The 17,002-nt window shown below is 65.6% G+C and carries 17 protein-coding genes; 5 read left to right on the forward strand and 12 right to left on the reverse strand.

All coding sequences use genetic code 11. The annotated features are described in order from the left end of the window. Window positions 1-20 precede the first annotated feature (20 nt). Entirely contained in the window at window positions 21-677 is a 657-nt protein-coding gene (locus tag llg_RS10590) for an HAD-IA family hydrolase (protein ID WP_338289870.1), read from the forward strand. A 174-nt stretch (window positions 678-851) separates the two neighbouring features. Here llg_RS10590 and llg_RS10595 read toward each other — a convergent pair whose 3' ends face one another. The 7 genes from llg_RS10595 to llg_RS10625 all read right to left on the reverse strand — a co-directional run bounded on the left by llg_RS10595 (window position 852) and on the right by llg_RS10625 (window position 8,632). Then, on the reverse strand, window positions 852-2,261 hold the full coding sequence (locus llg_RS10595) for an ATP-binding protein (protein ID WP_338289872.1): 1,410 nt from the start codon (window positions 2,259-2,261) through the stop codon (window positions 852-854). Beyond that, window positions 2,258-2,908, reverse strand: a complete 651-nt coding sequence (locus llg_RS10600) for a response regulator transcription factor (RefSeq protein WP_345789198.1) — start codon at window positions 2,906-2,908, stop codon at window positions 2,258-2,260. The genes llg_RS10595 and llg_RS10600 overlap by 4 nt, the downstream gene beginning before the upstream one ends. An 11-nt stretch (window positions 2,909-2,919) precedes the next feature. After that, window positions 2,920-4,137, reverse strand: coding sequence for an ABC transporter permease (locus llg_RS10605; RefSeq protein WP_338289875.1), 1,218 nt, complete (start codon window positions 4,135-4,137; stop codon window positions 2,920-2,922). Next, window positions 4,134-4,865 (reverse strand): ABC transporter ATP-binding protein, encoded by a 732-nt coding sequence (locus llg_RS10610; RefSeq protein ID WP_338289877.1) that lies wholly within the window; start codon window positions 4,863-4,865, stop codon window positions 4,134-4,136. Before llg_RS10610 ends, llg_RS10605 begins: the two co-directional genes overlap by 4 nt. After that, window positions 4,862-6,190: an efflux RND transporter periplasmic adaptor subunit gene (locus llg_RS10615; protein WP_338289878.1), complete on the reverse strand. Its 1,329-nt coding sequence runs from the start codon at window positions 6,188-6,190 to the stop codon at window positions 4,862-4,864. Before llg_RS10615 ends, llg_RS10610 begins: the two co-directional genes overlap by 4 nt. Window positions 6,191-6,223: 33 nt before the next feature. Then, on the reverse strand, window positions 6,224-7,639 hold the full coding sequence (locus tag llg_RS10620; protein ID WP_338289879.1) for an efflux transporter outer membrane subunit: 1,416 nt from the start codon (window positions 7,637-7,639) through the stop codon (window positions 6,224-6,226). A 132-nt stretch (window positions 7,640-7,771) separates the two neighbouring features. After that, entirely contained in the window at window positions 7,772-8,632 is an 861-nt protein-coding gene (locus llg_RS10625; protein WP_338289880.1) for an RNA polymerase sigma factor RpoD/SigA, read from the reverse strand. 361 nt (window positions 8,633-8,993) lie between these two features. Between llg_RS10625 and llg_RS10630 the strand changes: the two genes are divergently transcribed. The 3 genes from llg_RS10630 (at window position 8,994) to llg_RS10640 (ending at window position 12,664) form a co-directional block, all read left to right on the forward strand. Continuing rightward, window positions 8,994-10,016, forward strand: a complete 1,023-nt coding sequence (locus llg_RS10630) for a quinone-dependent dihydroorotate dehydrogenase (protein ID WP_338289882.1) — start codon at window positions 8,994-8,996, stop codon at window positions 10,014-10,016. 98 nt (window positions 10,017-10,114) lie between these two features. Then, the gene (locus llg_RS10635; protein WP_338289883.1) at window positions 10,115-10,372 is read left to right on the forward strand and encodes a glycine zipper domain-containing protein; all 258 of its coding nucleotides are present in this window, start codon (window positions 10,115-10,117) and stop codon (window positions 10,370-10,372) included. A gap of 129 nt (window positions 10,373-10,501) precedes the next feature. Beyond that, window positions 10,502-12,664 (forward strand): thioredoxin family protein, encoded by a 2,163-nt coding sequence (locus llg_RS10640; protein ID WP_338289884.1) that lies wholly within the window; start codon window positions 10,502-10,504, stop codon window positions 12,662-12,664. Window positions 12,665-12,673: 9 nt separating this feature from the next. On the opposite strand, the gene llg_RS10645 is transcribed toward llg_RS10640, so the two are convergent. The 3 genes from llg_RS10645 to llg_RS10655 are packed head-to-tail and all read right to left on the reverse strand — an operon-like array spanning window position 12,674 to window position 14,407. Beyond that, complete coding sequence (locus llg_RS10645) at window positions 12,674-12,955, reverse strand: Smr/MutS family protein (protein ID WP_338289885.1); 282 nt, start codon at window positions 12,953-12,955, stop codon at window positions 12,674-12,676. 2 nt (window positions 12,956-12,957) lie between these two features. Next, window positions 12,958-13,647 (reverse strand): glycosyltransferase family 25 protein, encoded by a 690-nt coding sequence (locus llg_RS10650; RefSeq protein WP_338289886.1) that lies wholly within the window; start codon window positions 13,645-13,647, stop codon window positions 12,958-12,960. Between the two features lie 10 nt (window positions 13,648-13,657). Then, window positions 13,658-14,407, reverse strand: a complete 750-nt coding sequence (locus llg_RS10655) for a glycosyltransferase family 25 protein (RefSeq protein ID WP_338289887.1) — start codon at window positions 14,405-14,407, stop codon at window positions 13,658-13,660. A gap of 82 nt (window positions 14,408-14,489) precedes the next feature. Between llg_RS10655 and llg_RS10660 the strand changes: the two genes are divergently transcribed. After that, window positions 14,490-14,810, forward strand: coding sequence for a hypothetical protein (locus llg_RS10660; RefSeq protein ID WP_338289888.1), 321 nt, complete (start codon window positions 14,490-14,492; stop codon window positions 14,808-14,810). Between the two features lie 57 nt (window positions 14,811-14,867). Here the strand turns inward: llg_RS10660 and llg_RS10665 are convergent, their stop codons facing one another. Both llg_RS10665 and llg_RS10670 read right to left on the reverse strand, forming a co-directional pair. Next, on the reverse strand, window positions 14,868-15,491 hold the full coding sequence (locus llg_RS10665; RefSeq protein WP_338289889.1) for a DJ-1/PfpI family protein: 624 nt from the start codon (window positions 15,489-15,491) through the stop codon (window positions 14,868-14,870). Window positions 15,492-15,509: 18 nt separating this feature from the next. Further along, window positions 15,510-16,955, reverse strand: a complete 1,446-nt coding sequence (locus tag llg_RS10670) for a hypothetical protein (protein WP_338289890.1) — start codon at window positions 16,953-16,955, stop codon at window positions 15,510-15,512. Window positions 16,956-17,002 lie beyond the last annotated feature (47 nt).

The following is a 17,002-nucleotide window of genomic DNA, read 5'->3' on the forward strand; positions in this document are numbered from 1 at the left end:
GGTCCCGGCAGCCTCGCGGCGTGCCAAGCGGACTGATTTTCGATCTCGATGGAACCCTCGTGGACTCGTTGCGCGGCATCGCCGCCGCGCTGAACCGCACGCTCCACGAGCACGGCCGGGAGATTCACGACCATGCGGCGGTGCGACGGTTCATCGGAAACGGCGCGCGCGACCTGCTGCGCCGCGCGGCCGGTGGGGAGATCACCGAGGGCGAAATCGACGCGCTGGAGGCGACCTTCAAGGTCCACTACGCCGCCGCCTGGCGGGAGGGGACGGACATTTACGCGGGCATCCCGCAGATGTTGGAGAAGCTCGGCGCGGCCGGACACCGGCTGGCGGTGCTGTCGAACAAGCCGCACCCGTTCACCGTGGAAATGGTGGCCGTGTTGTTTCCGGGCACGAAGTTCGATCTGGTGCTCGGCCAGCGGCCGGAAGTGCCGCGCAAACCCGACCCGGCGGGAGCCTTGGAGATCGCGGCGGCTTTCGGGTTCGAACCTGCGGCCTGCGCGATGATCGGGGATTCAACGATGGACCTCGATACCGGCAAGCGCGCGGGCATGCGGACGGTCGCGGTGACTTGGGGCTACCACGATCGCGAGGCCCTGGTGGCCGCGGGAGCCGATGCGATGGCGGAGGACGTCGGGGAGTTGGGCGGGCTGTTGTTGGAGTCTGTGTAGCCGCGCTCGTGAGAGCGTGGGTTGGGTGGATTCTCCCTTATCCTCGCACGTGAGGCCTCTACCGAGCCGCCCCTCCGGGCTCAGAAATCTGGAACGTGAACCGGGAACTGGAGCTGCGTGGGAGCGGGTGGATTCACCCGGCCCACGCTCTCCCGAGCGCGGCTACGTCAAATCCTACACTGCCACCGGCAGGGTCACCGTGAAGGTCGCCCCTTGGCCGGGTTCGCTGTGGACGGTGACGGTGCCGTGGTGGCGGTCGACGATGGCCTTCACGATCGCGAGGCCGAGGCCGGAGTGACCGCCGGCGGAACCGCGGGCCTTGTCGGTGCGGTAGAAGCGGTCGAAGAGATGGGGCAGATGCTCCGGCGCGATGCCCGGACCGGTGTCCGAAACCTCCAGCACGGCATGGCCATCCTTGGTGGAGACGCGCACGTTCACGCTTCCGCCCGAGGGTTGGTGGTGGATGGCGTTCGAGATGAGATTGGCGGTGACCAGCGGCAGCGCGCGGGGATCGCCGTCCACCGTCGCGGGCTGGAGATCGGCCTCGATGCGGATGGCGTGCGCCTCGGCGAGGGGCTTGAGCAGGTTCAGCGATTCGCGGGCGATGGCGCTGAGATCACAGGGCTCGGACTGAAGCTGCCCGGAGGTGTCGTCCTGGCGGGCGAGGGTGAGCAGCGATTCGACCAGGGTGCGCATCCGCTCGGAGGCGAGGTGGCAGGTGTCGAGGATGTCCTTGTATTCCTGGCTCGGGCGTTCGCGTTTCAGGCCGCGCTGGGTTTCGCAGAGGATCACGGAAACCGGCGTGCGCAGTTCGTGCGAGGCGTCCGCGATGAACTGCTTCTGGCGATCGATGGCGGTTTGGAGCCGGTCGAAGGTTTCGTTCAGCACCTGGCTGAGGCGGCCGAGCTCGTTGTCGGTGTCGGCGATGTCGATGCGCTCGGCGAGGTTGCCATTGGCGATGCGGGAGGCGGTGCCGGCGATGGCGGAGATCGGCTTGATCGCGCGGCCGGCCAGCCACCAGCCACCGATGAGGCCGAGCGACCAGATGCCGCCGCCGCAGAGCACGAGCTTCCAGGTGAGGCGCGCGAGTTCGTCGCGCTCGCGGCCGAGTTCCTTGCCGATGGCGATGCCCGCGTTGTCCGGCATCATGCGGAACCACTCGCGGCGGCCGTTCTCGGTGCGGATGAACTCGTAGCCGTCCTTGCTGCAACCGGGGGCCTTGAGGTCGTCGGGCGCATTGGCGGAGCGGAAGACCTCGGCACCCTGCTCATCCCAAGCGACACAGTAGGGCTCGCCGGATTCGCCCTCGCGGAAGAGCGCCTTGAGCACCTCGGGCATCGAGCCGTCGGGTTTCAGATTGCGCAGCCGTTCGCGGATCACCTCGGGGCCGACGGGGGCCTGGTTCGAGGTGAGGTAGCGGAACATCGTGCGATCGAAATAGCGCAGCTCGCGGTCGACGCGGCGGGTGCGTTCCTCCTGCGCCACATGGTGGACCACCAGGCACAGCGCGGTGATCACTGCCAGCAGGATCAGCGCGTGCCAGAGCTGGAGACGCCAGCGCACGGATTGGACGATGCGCCTCATTCGATGCTGTAGCCGTGACCGCGGCGGGTGGAGATGAAGGAGTGACCGAGCTTCTTGCGGACGTTGGAAACGTGGACGTCGAGCAGGTTGGAGAGCGTGTCGTCGTCCTCGTCGAAGAGGTGGTCGTAGAGCTCGGCACGGCTCACCACCGACCCGCGGCGCAGGATCAGATACTCGACCAATGCATACTCGCGCGCGGTGAGGGGAACCTCTTCGCCCGCGCAGGTGACGAGGCGGGTGGCGGTATCGAGCACCACGTCCCCGACCTCCACCCGGCACGAGGCCTGGCCGCCGGTGCGGCGGATCAGGGCGCGGAGGCGGGCGAGCAGTTCGTCGAAATCGAAGGGCTTCGTGAGGTAGTCGTCCGCGCCGGAATCCAGGCCGCGGATGCGGTCCGGCACGCCATCGCGGGCGGTGAGCATCAGCACCGGGACCTTGTGGTCCGGACGCAGCCGCTCCAGCACCTCCCAGCCATCGAGCCCGGGAAGCATGCCATCGAGCACGATGCAGTCGTACTCCGCGGAAGTCGCCTTCGCGAGCCCGTCGATCCCATCCATCGCGGTGTCGACCGCGTAGTTCTCCTCGCGCAGGCCGGTGGCGAGGCTGCGCAGGAGCTGGGGATCGTCCTCGATGAGAAGCAGGCGCATGGTGGGAAGGTTCATTCGTGGCGGAGCGCGTCGATCGGGTCAAGCGACGCCGCCCGGCGCGCGGGCATGAAGCCGAAGAGCACGCCGATGGCCGCGGAGAACACGAAGGCGATGATGTTGATCTTGGGATCGAACAGGAACGGGAGCTGCGTGAGTTTCGCGATCAGGCTGCACAGGCCGGCGGCCAGGACGATGCCCACCACGCCGCCCACGGAGGACAGGGTGATCGCTTCCACCAGGAACTGGAGCAGCACCTCGCGGGCGCGGGCGCCGATCGCGAGGCGGATGCCGATCTCGCGGGTGCGCTCGGTCACGGAAACGAGCATGATGTTCATGATGCCGATGCCGCCGACGAGCAGGCTGACCCCGGCGACCGCCCCGAGCAGGGTGGTCATGACCTTGGTGCTGGAGCTCACGGCGTCCGCGATCTGGCGGGTGTCGACGACGGAGAAATTGTTCTCCTCGTTGCGCTGGAGTCCGCGGCGGTCCCGCATCAGCGAGCTGATGTCCGCGACCAGTTCCTCGCTGTCGGTGCCATCGGCCCCGGAGATCATGATCTGGTCGATGTTCTGCTTCGAGGCGCGGCCGGTGATGCGCAGCCGCAGCGTGCTCATCGGCATGATGATGGTGTCGTCCTGGTCCTGGCCGAAGCCGGTTTGGCCTTTCGGGGAGAGCAGGCCGATCACTTCCACCGACGAGTTTTGAAGGCGGAGCTTCTGCCCGATCGGATCGGCATTGCCGAAGATCGCGTTGCGCACGGTTTGGCCGATCACGCAGACGGCGGCGCCGGAGTGCTCCTCCTGCTCATTGAAGAAGCGTCCGCTCACCAGGTTCCACTTTCCAATCTGGAAGTACTCCGAGGTGGTGCCGGTGATGTTGGTGTTGCGCGCGGCCTGGAGGTGGACGGTGCTGACGTTCTTCTGGCCGACCGGGGCGATCCACTGCACGCCGGGGATCTGGGCGCGGATCTGTTTGACGTCGTCTTCATTGAAGAGCGGGACGCCGGCGGAGGACGAGCGCGGGCCGAAACCCTGGCCGGGGCGCAGCACCAGCAGGTTGCTGCCGAGGCCGGAGATCTGCGACTTCACGGCCTCGGTGGCGCCGCGGCCGAGCGTGACCATGGTGACGACCGCGGCCACGCCGATGATGACACCGAGTACGGTGAGGAAGGCGCGGGTCAGGTTGCGGCGGATTTCGCGCAGGGCGATGACGAAGGCGTTCCAGATCACGGTTTGCGGGGCGTGCGCGAGGGGTTCATGACGTCGGACTCGATGAGGCCGTCCACCACGCGGACCACGCGCTTGGCGTAGGCGGCCACGTCGTCCTCGTGGGTGACCATCAGCACCGTGATGCCGAGGTCGTCGTTGAGCTTGCACAGGAGTTCCATCACCTCGTGGGTGGTGGTGGAATCGAGGTTGCCGGTCGGTTCGTCCGCGAAGAGGGTGCCGGGTTCGGTGACCAGGGCGCGGGCGATGGCGACGCGCTGCTGCTGGCCGCCGGAGAGCTCCGCCGGGGTGTTCCGTTCCTTGGTCGGCAGGCCGACGCTGGCCAGCGCCTTGCGGGCGCGGGCGTGGCGCTCGTTGCGGGTCACGCCGCGGTAGAGCAGCGGCAGCTCGACGTTCTCCAAAGCCGAGGTGCGGGCCAGCAGGTTGAAGCCTTGGAAAATGAACCCGAGCGCGTGGCGGCGGAGCAGCGAACGCTGGTCGGGATTGAGCGTCTCGACCGGGATGCCTTGGAACCGGTAGCTGCCGGAGGTGGGGGTATCGAGGCAGCCGAGGATGTTCATCAGCGTGGATTTCCCCGAGCCGCTGTGGCCCATCACCGCCACGAACTCGCCCTGCTGGATCTGGAGGTCGACCCCCTTCAGCGCCTGGAACGCGGCATCGCCCTTGCCGTAGGTCTTGGTCAGGCCGCGCAGCTCGATGAGCGGCGAAGTACTGGAGTCACCGGAGTTCATGACGCGGTCGCGGTTTCGGCGCGGATGATGATGGCATCGCCCTCCTTGAGTTCCGGTGAGGTGATTTCGGTGCGGCTGCCATCGGTGAGGCCGGTTTCCACCGTGATCTCCTCGGGCTTGCCCTCGCGCAGGACCCAGACGTGGGATTTCTCCTTCTCGGCAGAGGGCGGGCGCGGGCCCGGCTTGCCGCCATTGCGCTTGCCGCCACCTTGGTTGAAACCGCGGCGCGGCGGGCCCGGCATCAGGCTCTGGACGAAGGACTTCTTCTGTCCGGCATCGGCCTGGGGAGTGGTCTCCTTGTTCGCCGTGAAACGCAGCGCGGCATTCGGGACGACGAGCACATCCTTGCTGGAGGCCACGGAAATGTCGGCGGTGGCGGTCATGCCGGGGCGCAGGCTGAGGTCCGGGTTCGGCACTTCCAGCTCGGTGTCGTAGGTCACCACGTTGTTGGTCACCTTCGAGCCGTAGGCCACCATGGTGACGCTGGCGGAGAAGTTGCGGTCCGGCCAAGCGTCCACGGTGAACACGGCCTTCTGGTTCTTCTCGACGCGACCGATGTCCGCCTCGGCGACGGCGACCTGGAGTTCCATCCGTTCCAGGCTCTCCGCGATGACGAAAAGCTCGGGCGCGGTGAACGACGCGGCCACCGTCTGGCCGGGCTCCACGCTGCGGGTGAGCACGATGCCATCGATGGGCGACTTGATGACCGCCTTGGAAAGGTCGGTTTCATTCGTGCGGACGGCGGCTTCCGAAGCCAGGGCGGAGGCCTTCGCGGACTGGAGGTCGGCCTGGCCGCGGTCGCGGGTGGCGCGGGCGGTGTCCATCTCCGCCTTCGAGGGCGTCTTGCCACCGCTGAGCTGGTGGAGTTCCTCCAGGCGTCCGAGGTTGGCTTCGCTTTCCTTGGCGGTGGCCTCGGCCTGTACGACCCTGGCCTGGGCGGAGGCGAGGTTCGCCTTGGTGCTGGCGTTGGTCTGCATCAGCTTGGTGGTGTCCAGCTTGGCGACGACCTGGCCCTTCTTCACCTGGTCGTTCCGGTCGACAAGGACCTCGGCTACGGTGCCGGAAAGTTCCGAGCCCACGCTGACCTTGTTGGTGGGCGCGAGGTTGCCGGTGGCGGTGACCTCCAGGGAAATCTCGCCGCGCTTCAGCGGCTCGGTGACGTAGGTGGGGCCGGCATTCTGATCCTCGAGCCGCTGACGGTACCAGAACCAGCCGCCGACGCCGATGGCGACGAGCAGTCCGCCGATGATGAGATAGCGCCACGAGCGGCCTTTGCCCGCGTTGGCGACGATGGTCGCAAGATCCTGCGATGCGTCTTGTTTCATTCGATGAGTCGGGTGGGAGAGTGGAAGGGGGGCTTACCAGCCGCCGCCGAGCGCCTTGTAGAGCTGGACGTAGGCGGAGGAGCGATCGGTGCGGGCGGAGATCAGGCTTTCCTCCAGGCTGAGTTCGGTGCGCTGGGCATCGAGCACGGTGACGAGGTCGACGACCCCGGCCTTGTAGCGCTGTCCGGCGAGAACCGAGGCCTCGCGGGCGGAAACGGTGGCGCGTTCCAGCACCGCGATGCGTTCGCCGGAGCGGCGGCAGGCGATCAGGGAATCCTCCACGTCCGAGAGGGCCTGGAGCACGCTGGAGGAGTAGGCGAGCAGCGCCTGTTCCTCGGCCTCGCTCTGGACCTCGATGTTGGCGCGGATGCGGCCGGCATCGAAGATCGGGCCGGAGAGACCGGCGACCAGACCCGCGGTGGCGGTCTGCGGATTGAAGACCTTGCCCACGGTGGCGGCATTGATGCCGAGCGAGCCGGAGAGATTCAGGCTTGGCAGGCGCTCCAGTTTCGCGGCGCGGGTCTTGTAAACGGCGGCGACCCACTGGTAGGCGGCGGAACGGACGTCCGGGCGCTGGCGCACGGTGTCGGCGGGGATGCCGACGGCGAGGCCGGAGGGCGGGGTGGGGATGTCGCGGCCCTTCGAGGCCAGCAGGCCATCAAAGGCACCGGGCGTCTGGCCGCCGAGGAGGGCGAGCCGGTTTTTCGCCTGGGAGATCGATTGCTCCAGCGAGGGAATCGAGGCCTTGGCCTGCTCCAGGCTGGTCTCGGCCTGGCGGAGATCGAGCTGGTCGATCTGTCCGGCCTTCTGGCGCCAGACGGTGAGCTGGTAGGTTTCCTCGCGGCTCTTCAGGCTGTCCCGCACGATCTGGAGGCGGGCCTGGGCGGAACGCAGATCGAGGTAGGCGAGGGCCACTTCCGAGGCCAGCGACGATTGGACGGTGTGGAGGTTTTCCACCGCGGCATTGATGCTGGCGCTGGAGGCGAGCAGCGAGGTGCGGCGCTTGCCGAAGAGGTCCACTTCCCATGAGGCATTCAGGCCGGTCGAATAGCTGATGCTGCGGCTGTCCGCCGCGTTGTCGCGGAGGGTGGTGCTGGCATTCGAGCCCGCGGAACCGGAGAGGCTGGGGAACAGCGAGCTGGCCTCGGACTCGCGGCTGGCGCGGGCCTGGCGGACGCGGGACATCGAGGTTTCCACGTCGAGGTTGCTGGAAAGCGAGCTGCTCACCAGCTTCGTCAGCACCGGATCCCCGAAGCGTCCCCACCAGCGGGAAAGGTCCTGGGAAGGCGCGGCGACCTTGAAGCCGGCGGCATTCTGCCAATCCCGGGGCAGCGCCACGGAGGAGGTGCCGGGTTTGCCGAAATCGACGCAGGCGGTCAGACCCAGCGCGGCGAGCACGGGCGCGGCGGTGAGCCGCAGCGGGGAGGAGCGGAAAAGTCGGGTGGCCATGACGATGCCGCCACCGTGCCAGAGCAAACCTTTAGAAAAGGTGAAGGCGGGGGATTTTCCATCAAATGACAAAAAAGGCCGCCGCGGATTGGCTCCCGCGACGGCCTTTGACACACATGAAGTGGAAGGCTCTCAGGCCTCGGCCGGGGTGGCCCCGAGGGGCTTCGGCATCGGCTTTTCCTTCTTGCGAAGGGCCCGGCGCATCTTGTTGAGGGCCGAGTTCTGGAGCTGGCGGATGCGCTCGCGGGTCACGCCGAACTGGCGGCCGACTTCCTCGAGCGTGAGCGGCTTCTTGCCGGTGAGGCCGAAGCGTTCGTCGATGATCTTGCGTTCGCGCTCGTCGAGCACGGACAGCAGGCCGTCGAGCTGGTTGTGGAGGTTCTTGTCGGCGAGCATTTCCAGCGGGTTGCCGGCACGCTCGTCGCCAATGATCTCGCCGTATTCCGTCGCTTCCCCCTCGTTGATCGGGGCATCGAGCGAGGTCGGGCGCTGCGAGGCCTGCTTGAGCATGGCGAGCTTGCGGCGGGGCAGGCCGATTTCGTCGGCGAGTTCCTCCTCGGTGGGCTCGCGGCCCAGCGCTTCGGCCAGGATCGTCGAGATGCGGCGCATCTTGGCGATCTTGTCGACCATGTGGACGGGCAGGCGGATCGTCTTGGATTGGTTGGCCAGCGCGCGCTTGATGGATTGCTTGATCCACCAGGCGGCGTAGGTCGAAAGCTTGCCGCCCTTCTTCGGGTCGAAACGCTCCACGGCCTTCATCAGGCCGATGTTGCCTTCCGAGATGAGGTCGGAGATCGGCAGGCCGTAACCCGAGTAGTCCTGGGCGATTTTGACGACCAGGCGCAGGTTGGCGCGGATCATGTGGGACCGGGCTTCCTTGTCCCCCTTCTTGATGCGCTTCGCCAACTGGATCTCCTCTTCAGGCGTCAGCAGCGGCGTCTTGGAAATCTCCCTCAGGTAAAGTTTCAGGCTGCTATCGGATTCGTAGGCCATGGTCGTGGATGGTGAGGTGTTATAAGTACAACGCCCGGAGGATTGGAATTATTCTAATTTTCTTCCGGTTTCTTTTGTAGCTACCATGTGGATTCGAAAAATGGACAATGCCAATTGTCGGAGCCGGATGGTTTGACCGTTGCCAAACTTCCAGCAAGCGTCGTGCCGCGAAAAACCGCGTCTGCAACTCACTCATTTTCAACAAAACCGTTTGACAATTGGCGCGAGCTGAACCGTGCAAGTGACAACTTGCCGTGCAAAGTGCGCCAATTTGTCAACTCCCTGCGTCATTTGGGGTAACTCTGGCACGCCCTGAAACGCGGGATTCGACATTCCCGGAAGGCTTTTTCATCCTCTCGGCGTGTTCGACGCCTACTCCCTGCTCCGCCCGCTGCTTTTCCGTCTCGATGCCGAAACGGCGCATCATTTCAGCATGAATGCCCTGCGTCTCGCCGAGCGCAGCGGGTTGTTGCAAATTGCATTTCCGAGCGAGGAGTTCGCGGCACCGGTGGAGGTGATGGGGCTGAAATTCCCGAACCGGGTGGGCCTCGCCGCCGGTCTCGACAAGGAGGGCAACACGATCGACGCGCTGGGACGGCTCGGTTTCGGGTTCGTGGAGATCGGCACGATCACGCCGCGCCCGCAGCCGGGCAATCCGAAGCCGCGCCTGTTCCGCTTGGTTTCCCATGAGGCGATCATCAACCGGATGGGCTTCAACAACCCGGGGATCGAAGCCGGGGTGGCGAACGTGCGGGCCACGCGGAATTTCCACGGCGTGATCGGTTTCAACATCGGCAAGAACAAGGACACGCCGAACGAGAACGCGGCGGACGATTACCTGGCGTGCCTGAAGGCGGCGTACTCGGTGGCGGATTACATTGTTGTTAATTTGTCCTCCCCGAACACCCCCGGCCTGCGCGACCTGCAGGGCGAGGAGGCGTCCGCGCGGCTGCTGGAAACGCTGAAGCGCGAGCAGGAGAAACTTTCGATCCAGCACGGCAAGAAGGTGCCGCTGCTCTTCAAGGTGGCGCCGGATCTGGAGGAGGCCCACATCCAGGGGCTGTCGCGGGTGTTCCTTGAGGGCGGCCTCGACGGCCTGATCGCGACCAACACCACGCTCGACCGGGCCTTGGTACAAGGGCATCCGCGGGCCAACGAGGCGGGCGGCCTGTCCGGCAAGCCATTGACGAACCGCAGCACGGAGGTGATCGCGGCCTTCGCCTCGCAGTTCGGCGGGCGCATTCCGATCATCGGGGTGGGGGGGATTTCCACCGTGGAGGACGCGCGGGCGAAATTGCGTGCCGGAGCCTCGCTGGTGCAGATCTACAGCTCGTTCATTTTCCGGGGTCCGGAACTCGTGAAAGAATTGGTGAAGAAAATTTGATGGGTTACCGTCTCAGATGGCAGAACGCGGATGAAATTCCCTTGAGGACTTCTCCAATGCGTCTAACGGTAATGATGTCCAACCAACCGACTCGAATCATGAAAAAGATCCTGATCACCACTCCCGCCGTCATCGTCGCCATGGCTCTCTCGAGCTGCGCTGACGCCGGCCCGAACACCCAGCGTGGTGCCGCCACCGGCGCGCTCATCGGTGCGGGTGCCGGTGCCATCATCGGCAACCAGTCCGGTCGCGCCCTCGAAGGTGCCGCCATCGGTGCCGGTTCCGGTGCCCTCATCGGCGGTGCCTACGGCAACGCCCGTGACCAAGAGCAGCGCCGCTACTACGGTGGCTACTAATCCCGGTTAAACCGGGTGATTTACTCACCTTCCAACAGGGCGTCCGATTTCGATCGGATGCCCTTTTTTTTGGATGAAATTGGGGGTCGGTGGCGTCTTAACTGCACGAAATTCAGTCACCGATCCGTCATGCTCCGCTTTTTCGTTCATTTGTTATCGTTGGCCCTCGCGGTCGTTTTACCCGCCCAAGCGCAGTTCCAACTCGGTGGCTACGGAGGCATGGGCGAGGGCGAGACGCCGACCTCGGCGAGCCTGGTGTCGGAAGTTTCCGCGATCGCGCCGGGCAAGCCGTTCACGGTGGCGCTGCAATTGAAGCACCCGGCCGAGTGGCACAGCTACTACGTGAACTCGGGCGGCGTGGAGAAGGCTCCGGAATTCAAGTGGACGCTGCCCGAGGGCTTCACCGCGGGCCCGGTCCAGTGGCCGCTGCCGGAGGTGAAGGACGGCTTGTTCGGCAAGAGCTTCGCTTTTTCCGGCAGCCCGGTGTTCCTGGTGGACATCACGCCGCCCGCGACCCTGAAGGCGGGCGAGCACGCGAAGCTGGCCCTGGCGGCGAGTTGGCAGATCTGCAAGGAGACGTGCAAGGACGAGAGCGCGAAGCTCTCGCTCGATCTCACGGTGGCCGATACTCCGGCGGCGGATCCGGCGAAGGCCGCGTTCTTTGAGAAGGTGAGGAAGGCTCATCCGCGAGCGTCCACCGCGTGGACCTACAGCGCGGAGAACAAGGGCGACACCTTCGAACTGCGCCTCACTCCGGGCAGCGGTGCGGCGGCGGATCTGGACAAGGCGGGCCTTGAGTTCGTGCCAGCGGTGCCGTTCGTGCAGGCGCTCTCCGATGGCGGCACGCTGAAGCACGACGGGTCGGACTGGGTGTTGACCTTGAAGCGGAAGGCGAAGGACGCGCTGGAAAGCGAGATCCCGGTGGGCAAGTCGATCTCGGGGATTCTCTCGGCCAAGGGGCCGCTCGACACCGCGACGAGTGCGGGCGCGCTGGTGGTGACGGACGTTTCATTCGGTGGCAAGGCGACGGCCGCTCCAGCGGCGGCGACGAAGAGCGGGCTGCCGTTGGGGAACCTGTTGTTCGTGCTCGGTTCGATGGCCCTGGGTGGTCTCATTCTGAACCTGATGCCGTGCGTGTTTCCGGTGATCGGGCTCAAGATCATGGGCTTCGTCCAGCAGTCGGGTGAGGATCACCGGAAGGTGGTGGTGCACGGACTGGCGTTCACCGGCGGCGTGCTGATTTCGTTCTGGGCGCTGAGCGGCGTGTTGTTCGCGGCGCGGGCGGCGGCTTTTGCGAAGACCGGTTCCGCGGAAACCATCGGCTGGGGCTATCAGCTCCAGAATCCGTATGTGGTGCTGGGCTTGCTGCTGCTGATGTTCGTGCTCGCGTTGAATATGTTCGGCGTGTTCGAGATCGGCGCTTCGGCGACCTCGATCGGAGGTTCGTTGCAGGCCAAGCAGGGGACCGCGGGTGCGTTCTTTTCCGGGGTGCTGGCCACGCTGGTGGCGACCCCGTGCTCGGCTCCGTTCCTCGGTGCCGCCATCGGCACGGCGATCGGTTTGCCGGCGGTGCAGTTCTTCCTGTGCTTCACCGCGATGGCGGTGGGCCTGGCGTTTCCCTACCTGCTGCTTTCGATCTTCCCGAAGCTGGTGCGTTACCTGCCGCGTCCGGGGGCGTGGATGGAGAGCTTCAAGCAGGCGATGAGTTTCCTGTTGTTCGCCACCGCGGGCTACTTGCTGTGGGTGTACGTGGGCCAGATCGCGCTGGAGAACATGCTGGGGCCGATTTTTGGCCTGAGCGCGATCGCGCTGGCCGGGTGGATCTACGGTCGCTGGCACCTGCCGCACCGCACGGCCCGCTCCCGTGGCACCGCGGTCGTTCTGACCCTGCTGTTCGCCCTTGGCGGGGTTTGGCTGTGCAAGCCGCCGAAGAAGAGCGGCCTGGTGTGGGAGCATTGGTCCGAGGAACGGGTGCGGGAGCTGGCGAGGCAGGGCACGCCGGTCTATGTCGATTTCACCGCCCAGTGGTGCGCTACCTGCCAGTTCAACAAGAAACGGGCCTACACGCCGGAGGTCATCAAGCTGCTGAACAGCCGCGGCGTCGTGACCCTGAAGGCGGATAAGACCAATCCGGATCCTGCCATCGAGACGAAGCTCCGCGAGCTGGGCCGCAGCGCGATCCCGGTGAACGTGCTCTACGTGCCGGGCAAGGAGCCCGTCATCACGCCGGAGGTGCTTTCCGCCAGCTATCTCACGGAACTGATCGAGGGGAACGTGCCGGCGAAGAAGTAGGCCGGTTGTTCACCCATGCGACCTGAGGAAAACCCAGGTCGCGCCCCAGCCGCCGGAGCCTTCTCCGGCGGGATACTGGAAATCCCGTACTTGGGGTAACTTCCGCAGCAGGGAATGGACGCCCTCGCGCAGCGCGCCGGTGCCCTTGCCGTGGATCACCCGCACCGCGGGAATCCCGCGCTCGATGCAGCCATCGAACCACTCCGGCAGCAGGTCGCCGAGGTCGGAGGGGCGGAACGTGTGGAGGTCCAGCTCCGGGCCCGGCTCGATGGGAATGGCGTCGTCGTCCATGCTCAGTTCGTGTTTGAGCGTTTGAGCAAGCGCCGCAGGCCGCCCCGCCAGTCGCGCCTCGCCCTGGGTGCGCCGTTGATGTTGGAGGGTGCCTCCGGCAAGATGTTCACCAGGCAGTCCACGGTGTCGTGGAAGCCGAAACGGCCCTGCAGTTCGCGGCTCAACTGGATGTAGAGGTGGTCGATGGGGCGGCGCGGCTCCGCGTGATGGGAGAGGATGTGCTCCGCCAGCCGACGTGAGATTACATAGCCCCAGGAGCCGATGCTGGTGGGCCCCACGCGGTTGAAACGCTCGCCGGGTTCCAGGCAGCGGTAATCGTCGTAGAACGGGAACTTCAGGTTGTGGAGCTGCACGTGGTCGGCATCCCGCGGCAGGTGGGCCCATAGGTTTCCCAAGGTCATCACCGCGCCGTGATCGAGCACGCAGTCGTCTTCCAGCACGATGGCGTGGTCGAGCCCGTAGTCGACGACACGCTGGAGAACGCCGAGGTGGGACCGGTAGCAGGCGACCTGAGTCAGCGTGAGTTCCCAAGCGTCCAGCGGGATCATGAGATGACCCGGCTTGATGGTGCGGCCGTCCACGGCATCGACCACCTCGAAATCCCAGCCGGTGGGCAGCAACTGCGAGAGCAGGTGCATCCGGCGCGCGCGGGCGTGCGGCAGGGAGATGGCGAAGATGCGGGTGCGGATCACGTCCGCCGCATCATGCCCGGTTTGGTGAAACTGACAAGCGGCCGGGCAGCGCGAGCCGGGCCTGCTTGTGGCCGCGGAAATCCTTCCAGCAGCGGATCATCAGGCTGAAACTGCGTGGAGCGGGGATCCAGCGGTTGATCGACGAGGGATGGCCCCAGTGCGTGTCCACCAGCCGCTCCACGGTGTCGAAGAACCCGAACTGTTCGCGGTGCGTCCGGCTGAGCTGGATGTAGAGGTCGTCCATCGGCTTGCGCGGGACCGGATGGTGTTCCAGCACGTATTCCGCCAGCCGCCGGGAGACGATGTAGGCCCAGCCGCCGGTGTTGGTGGGGCTCACGCGGTTGAAGCGTTCGCCGGCCTCGATCATCCGGTAGCCGCGGAATTTTTCATCACGGACATTGTGGAGCTGGATGTGGTCGGCCCCAGGAGGGAGGTGGTTCCAGACGTTCGCCAGCGTCGTCATGGTCCCGGCCACCAGCTTGAAATCGTCCTCCAGGATCAGGCCGTAATCGAGATCCCGCGAGACGATCCGCCGCAACACCTCCAGATGGGAGTGGTAGCAGGCGACCTCACCGATGAAGAGATTCAGCCATGCGTGCATCGGGACGACCAGCTCCCGGCGCCGGGTGGCGAGCGCGTCGAGCCCGTCCACGACCTCGAAATCCCAGCCGGTGGCGGCGAGCTGGCGGAGGGAGCGCTCCCGCCGCTCCGCCTGCCTGGGCAGCGAAATCAGGAAGATTCGTGTCCGGGGAGAGGGCATCAACGCGTATTTTGCCCGTTTCCGGGGACGTCTGCAAGTTCTCCGGGGTTGGCAAGCGCCCGTGATCCGCTACACCGGGGGCATGGAAGAACCGACACGCGACCACGGCACGCAGCCGCTCGACCGGCTGATGGAACGCTGGAAGCTGGGCAATCACGATCTGGTGGATGCCTCCACCGAGCAGCTCAACCACAAGCAGGTCCAGAAGGCACGCAAGGGCCGCCAGCTCACCCTGCACCTGATGCAGAAGGTGGCCCGCGCCCTCAATGTGGCCGTCTGGAACCGCCTGCCGAAGGAGCAGAAGGAGGTCTATTTCGAATACCTGCACCGCCACCTCTTCGATTACGCGAAGGGCTACGACGCGGCATGGCAGGATCCGAACGAGGCGCTGATGCCGGAGTGAGCGGCGATTTTGGTCTCCGATCACAAGGGTGACCGGAGACCGATGGTAGGCCGGGGCTCAGGCCCCGCGCTTGTCCGCCTCGGCCACGATCGCCTGGAAGTAGGCGTCGAGGTCGGCGGCGGAGCGGGCGGTGACGAGGTCGTCGTCCACCACCACGTGGCTGGGGGCTGGAACGAAGGTCGCGCCCGCGTTGAGGATGTCCGCGAAAACCACGGTGTGGCAGATCACCTGGCGGCCCTTCAGAAGGTCCGGACGCGGGGTGAGGATCCACAGGCCGTGGCACATCGCCCCTTTGAGGATGCGCTTGTTCTCCATCGCGCTGGCGTAGAAACGCACGGCGGGCGGGGTGGCGATCTCCTCCGGCGAGCCGAGGCTGCCCATCGGGAGGATTTCGCGCAGGCGCACCGCGCAGTAGTTCGCGGCCATGATCACGATGTCGTAGTCGTCGGCGCTGGCGTCGGCCACGTCCTTGTCCACCACCAGCGTGCGGACGTCGTGGATCTTGTCCGGGTTGTCGATGTCCGCCACCAGTGTCCGGGAGGGTTTCCCCCACAGGTAGCTGAGGAGGTCCACCTGCGCGCCGAGCGCGGGGAACTGCTTCAAGTAGTAGTCGATCTCGATCGGGATGAACTCGGTTTCGACGAGGACGGCGACGCGCTTGCCTGCGAGTGAAAGGGCCATGGTGTCGGGGCGCCGGGGTTAGTGGATGGTGGTGAAGGACACCTTCTGGCGTTTCGCGCCGCCGGAGGTGGTGGTTTCGTCGATCTTCTCCACGGTGGCTTGGTAGAAGTAGGGGCAGACCGTCCGCTTGCGCGGCTCTTCCTGCCAGGCGAAGTGGAGTTCCGCCGGTTCGCCGTGGAGTTCGCAGGCGAAGATGTAGCCGATCAACGCGTGCTCGAAGCTGTGCAGCGCGTTCTTCCATGAGTGCTGCTTGGGAATGCCCTCCACCGGCTGGTTGGTCGCGCCGCTCAGCATCGGCCAGATCTCCTTGTCCTTGTGGTCCACGAAATACTTGAACCAGTAGTCGTAGGTGCGGACGACGTAGCGGAGGTAGGCGGGATCGTTCAGCGCCAGAGCGCCCGCGACCTGGTCGAGCTCGCAGTGGATCCACCATTCCTTGTCGTCGTCGAGGGTGCCATCCGGCTTGAAGCGGCGGGCCCACGAGCCGGAGTCCTTCAGGTAGGCGAGGTCGACGATCTGTCCCGCGCGGCGCTGGGCGCTGACGAACATTTCGTAATCGCCGGTGATGGAGCCGATCAGCGAGATCAGCCAGAAGGTCTTCACGCTGTGGCCGAAATCCGTGTGCGGCGTGCTCCAGCGCTTGTCGGCGGTGCGGGTGACGGAGCCCCAGAACATCTCCGTGCGCGGCGAGTAGAAGCGGTCCATCATGATGTGGGCCAGCTTGATCAGGCGCTCCTTCCACACCACCTGGTGCTCTTCCGGCAGGCAGGGGGTGAGCAGCATCATGTAGCCGTAGACCTGGTCGAGCTGGGCCACGAGTTCGAGCTGGTTGCGGCTGTCGCCATCGGGCGAGTCCTCCAGCACCCAGCGGAACATGTCCGCACCGGAGTCATAGTAGGTCAGCCAGATGTGGTCGTGGATCGTGAGGTTCTCCTGCAGGAGCTGCGGATCGCGGGTGAGGTAGTAGAGGAAGCCCGGGCCGGCGAGGCAGTAGGCGAGGTCCTGGCTGGTGCGGTAGGAATGCTCGGGGCCGGGCGTGCCGTCCTTGGCGGAGAAGTAGCTGAAGGCCCCGCCATTGACGCGGTCCACGGCGTGCTTGAGCAGGTAATCCACCCCGGCCTTGGCGTGGTCGAGATAGGTCTCATCGCCGGTCATGTGATAGGCCACACCGTAGGCGAAGCATTGGCGGGACTTGGCGCGGACGTGGTCGCGGTCGAGGAAGACGATGCCGTCGATGAGATGCTTGAACTCCGGCTTCAGGTGGTCCGGATCGACCAGCGAGCCATCGTTGTTGCGGTAGGTGGGGAAGTTCCCGACCGGATTGCCGAGCGCCGTCGGCTGGGACCAGAAGGGGAGGAGGTCCTCCTTGAGGTGCTGCAGCCAGCGTTCCCCGCGCGGCAAATCGCGGAGCAGGGTCTCGATGTCGAAATACTGGAGGGCGGTCGGGGTGTCGTTTCGGGTCATGGGGTGACGGGTGAACAATCGGTTTCCCGCCTACCTGTCTGTTAGAT

It is taken from the genome of Luteolibacter sp. LG18 (assembly GCF_036322585.1).
Taxonomy (GTDB): Bacteria; Verrucomicrobiota; Verrucomicrobiia; order Verrucomicrobiales; family Akkermansiaceae; genus Luteolibacter.

Excerpts from the sequence above, each read along its gene's own strand:
- llg_RS10595 (WP_338289872.1), bottom strand. The coding sequence starts at position 2,261 with ATGAGGCGCATCGTCCAATCCGTGCGCTGGCGTCTCCAGCTCTGGCAC.
- llg_RS10600 (WP_345789198.1), bottom strand. The coding sequence starts at position 2,908 with ATGCGCCTGCTTCTCATCGAGGACGATCCCCAGCTCCTGCGCAGCCTC.
- llg_RS10610 (WP_338289877.1), bottom strand. The coding sequence starts at position 4,865 with ATGAACTCCGGTGACTCCAGTACTTCGCCGCTCATCGAGCTGCGCGGC.
- llg_RS10615 (WP_338289878.1), bottom strand. The coding sequence starts at position 6,190 with ATGAAACAAGACGCATCGCAGGATCTTGCGACCATCGTCGCCAACGCG.
- llg_RS10620 (WP_338289879.1), bottom strand. The coding sequence starts at position 7,639 with ATGGCCACCCGACTTTTCCGCTCCTCCCCGCTGCGGCTCACCGCCGCG.
- llg_RS10625 (WP_338289880.1), bottom strand. The coding sequence starts at position 8,632 with ATGGCCTACGAATCCGATAGCAGCCTGAAACTTTACCTGAGGGAGATT.
- llg_RS10635 (WP_338289883.1), top strand. The coding sequence starts at position 10,115 with ATGAAAAAGATCCTGATCACCACTCCCGCCGTCATCGTCGCCATGGCT.
- llg_RS10640 (WP_338289884.1), top strand. The coding sequence starts at position 10,502 with ATGCTCCGCTTTTTCGTTCATTTGTTATCGTTGGCCCTCGCGGTCGTT.
- llg_RS10645 (WP_338289885.1), bottom strand. The coding sequence starts at position 12,955 with ATGGACGACGACGCCATTCCCATCGAGCCGGGCCCGGAGCTGGACCTC.
- llg_RS10655 (WP_338289887.1), bottom strand. The coding sequence starts at position 14,407 with ATGCCCTCTCCCCGGACACGAATCTTCCTGATTTCGCTGCCCAGGCAG.
- llg_RS10660 (WP_338289888.1), top strand. The coding sequence starts at position 14,490 with ATGGAAGAACCGACACGCGACCACGGCACGCAGCCGCTCGACCGGCTG.
- llg_RS10665 (WP_338289889.1), bottom strand. The coding sequence starts at position 15,491 with ATGGCCCTTTCACTCGCAGGCAAGCGCGTCGCCGTCCTCGTCGAAACC.
- llg_RS10670 (WP_338289890.1), bottom strand. The coding sequence starts at position 16,955 with ATGACCCGAAACGACACCCCGACCGCCCTCCAGTATTTCGACATCGAG.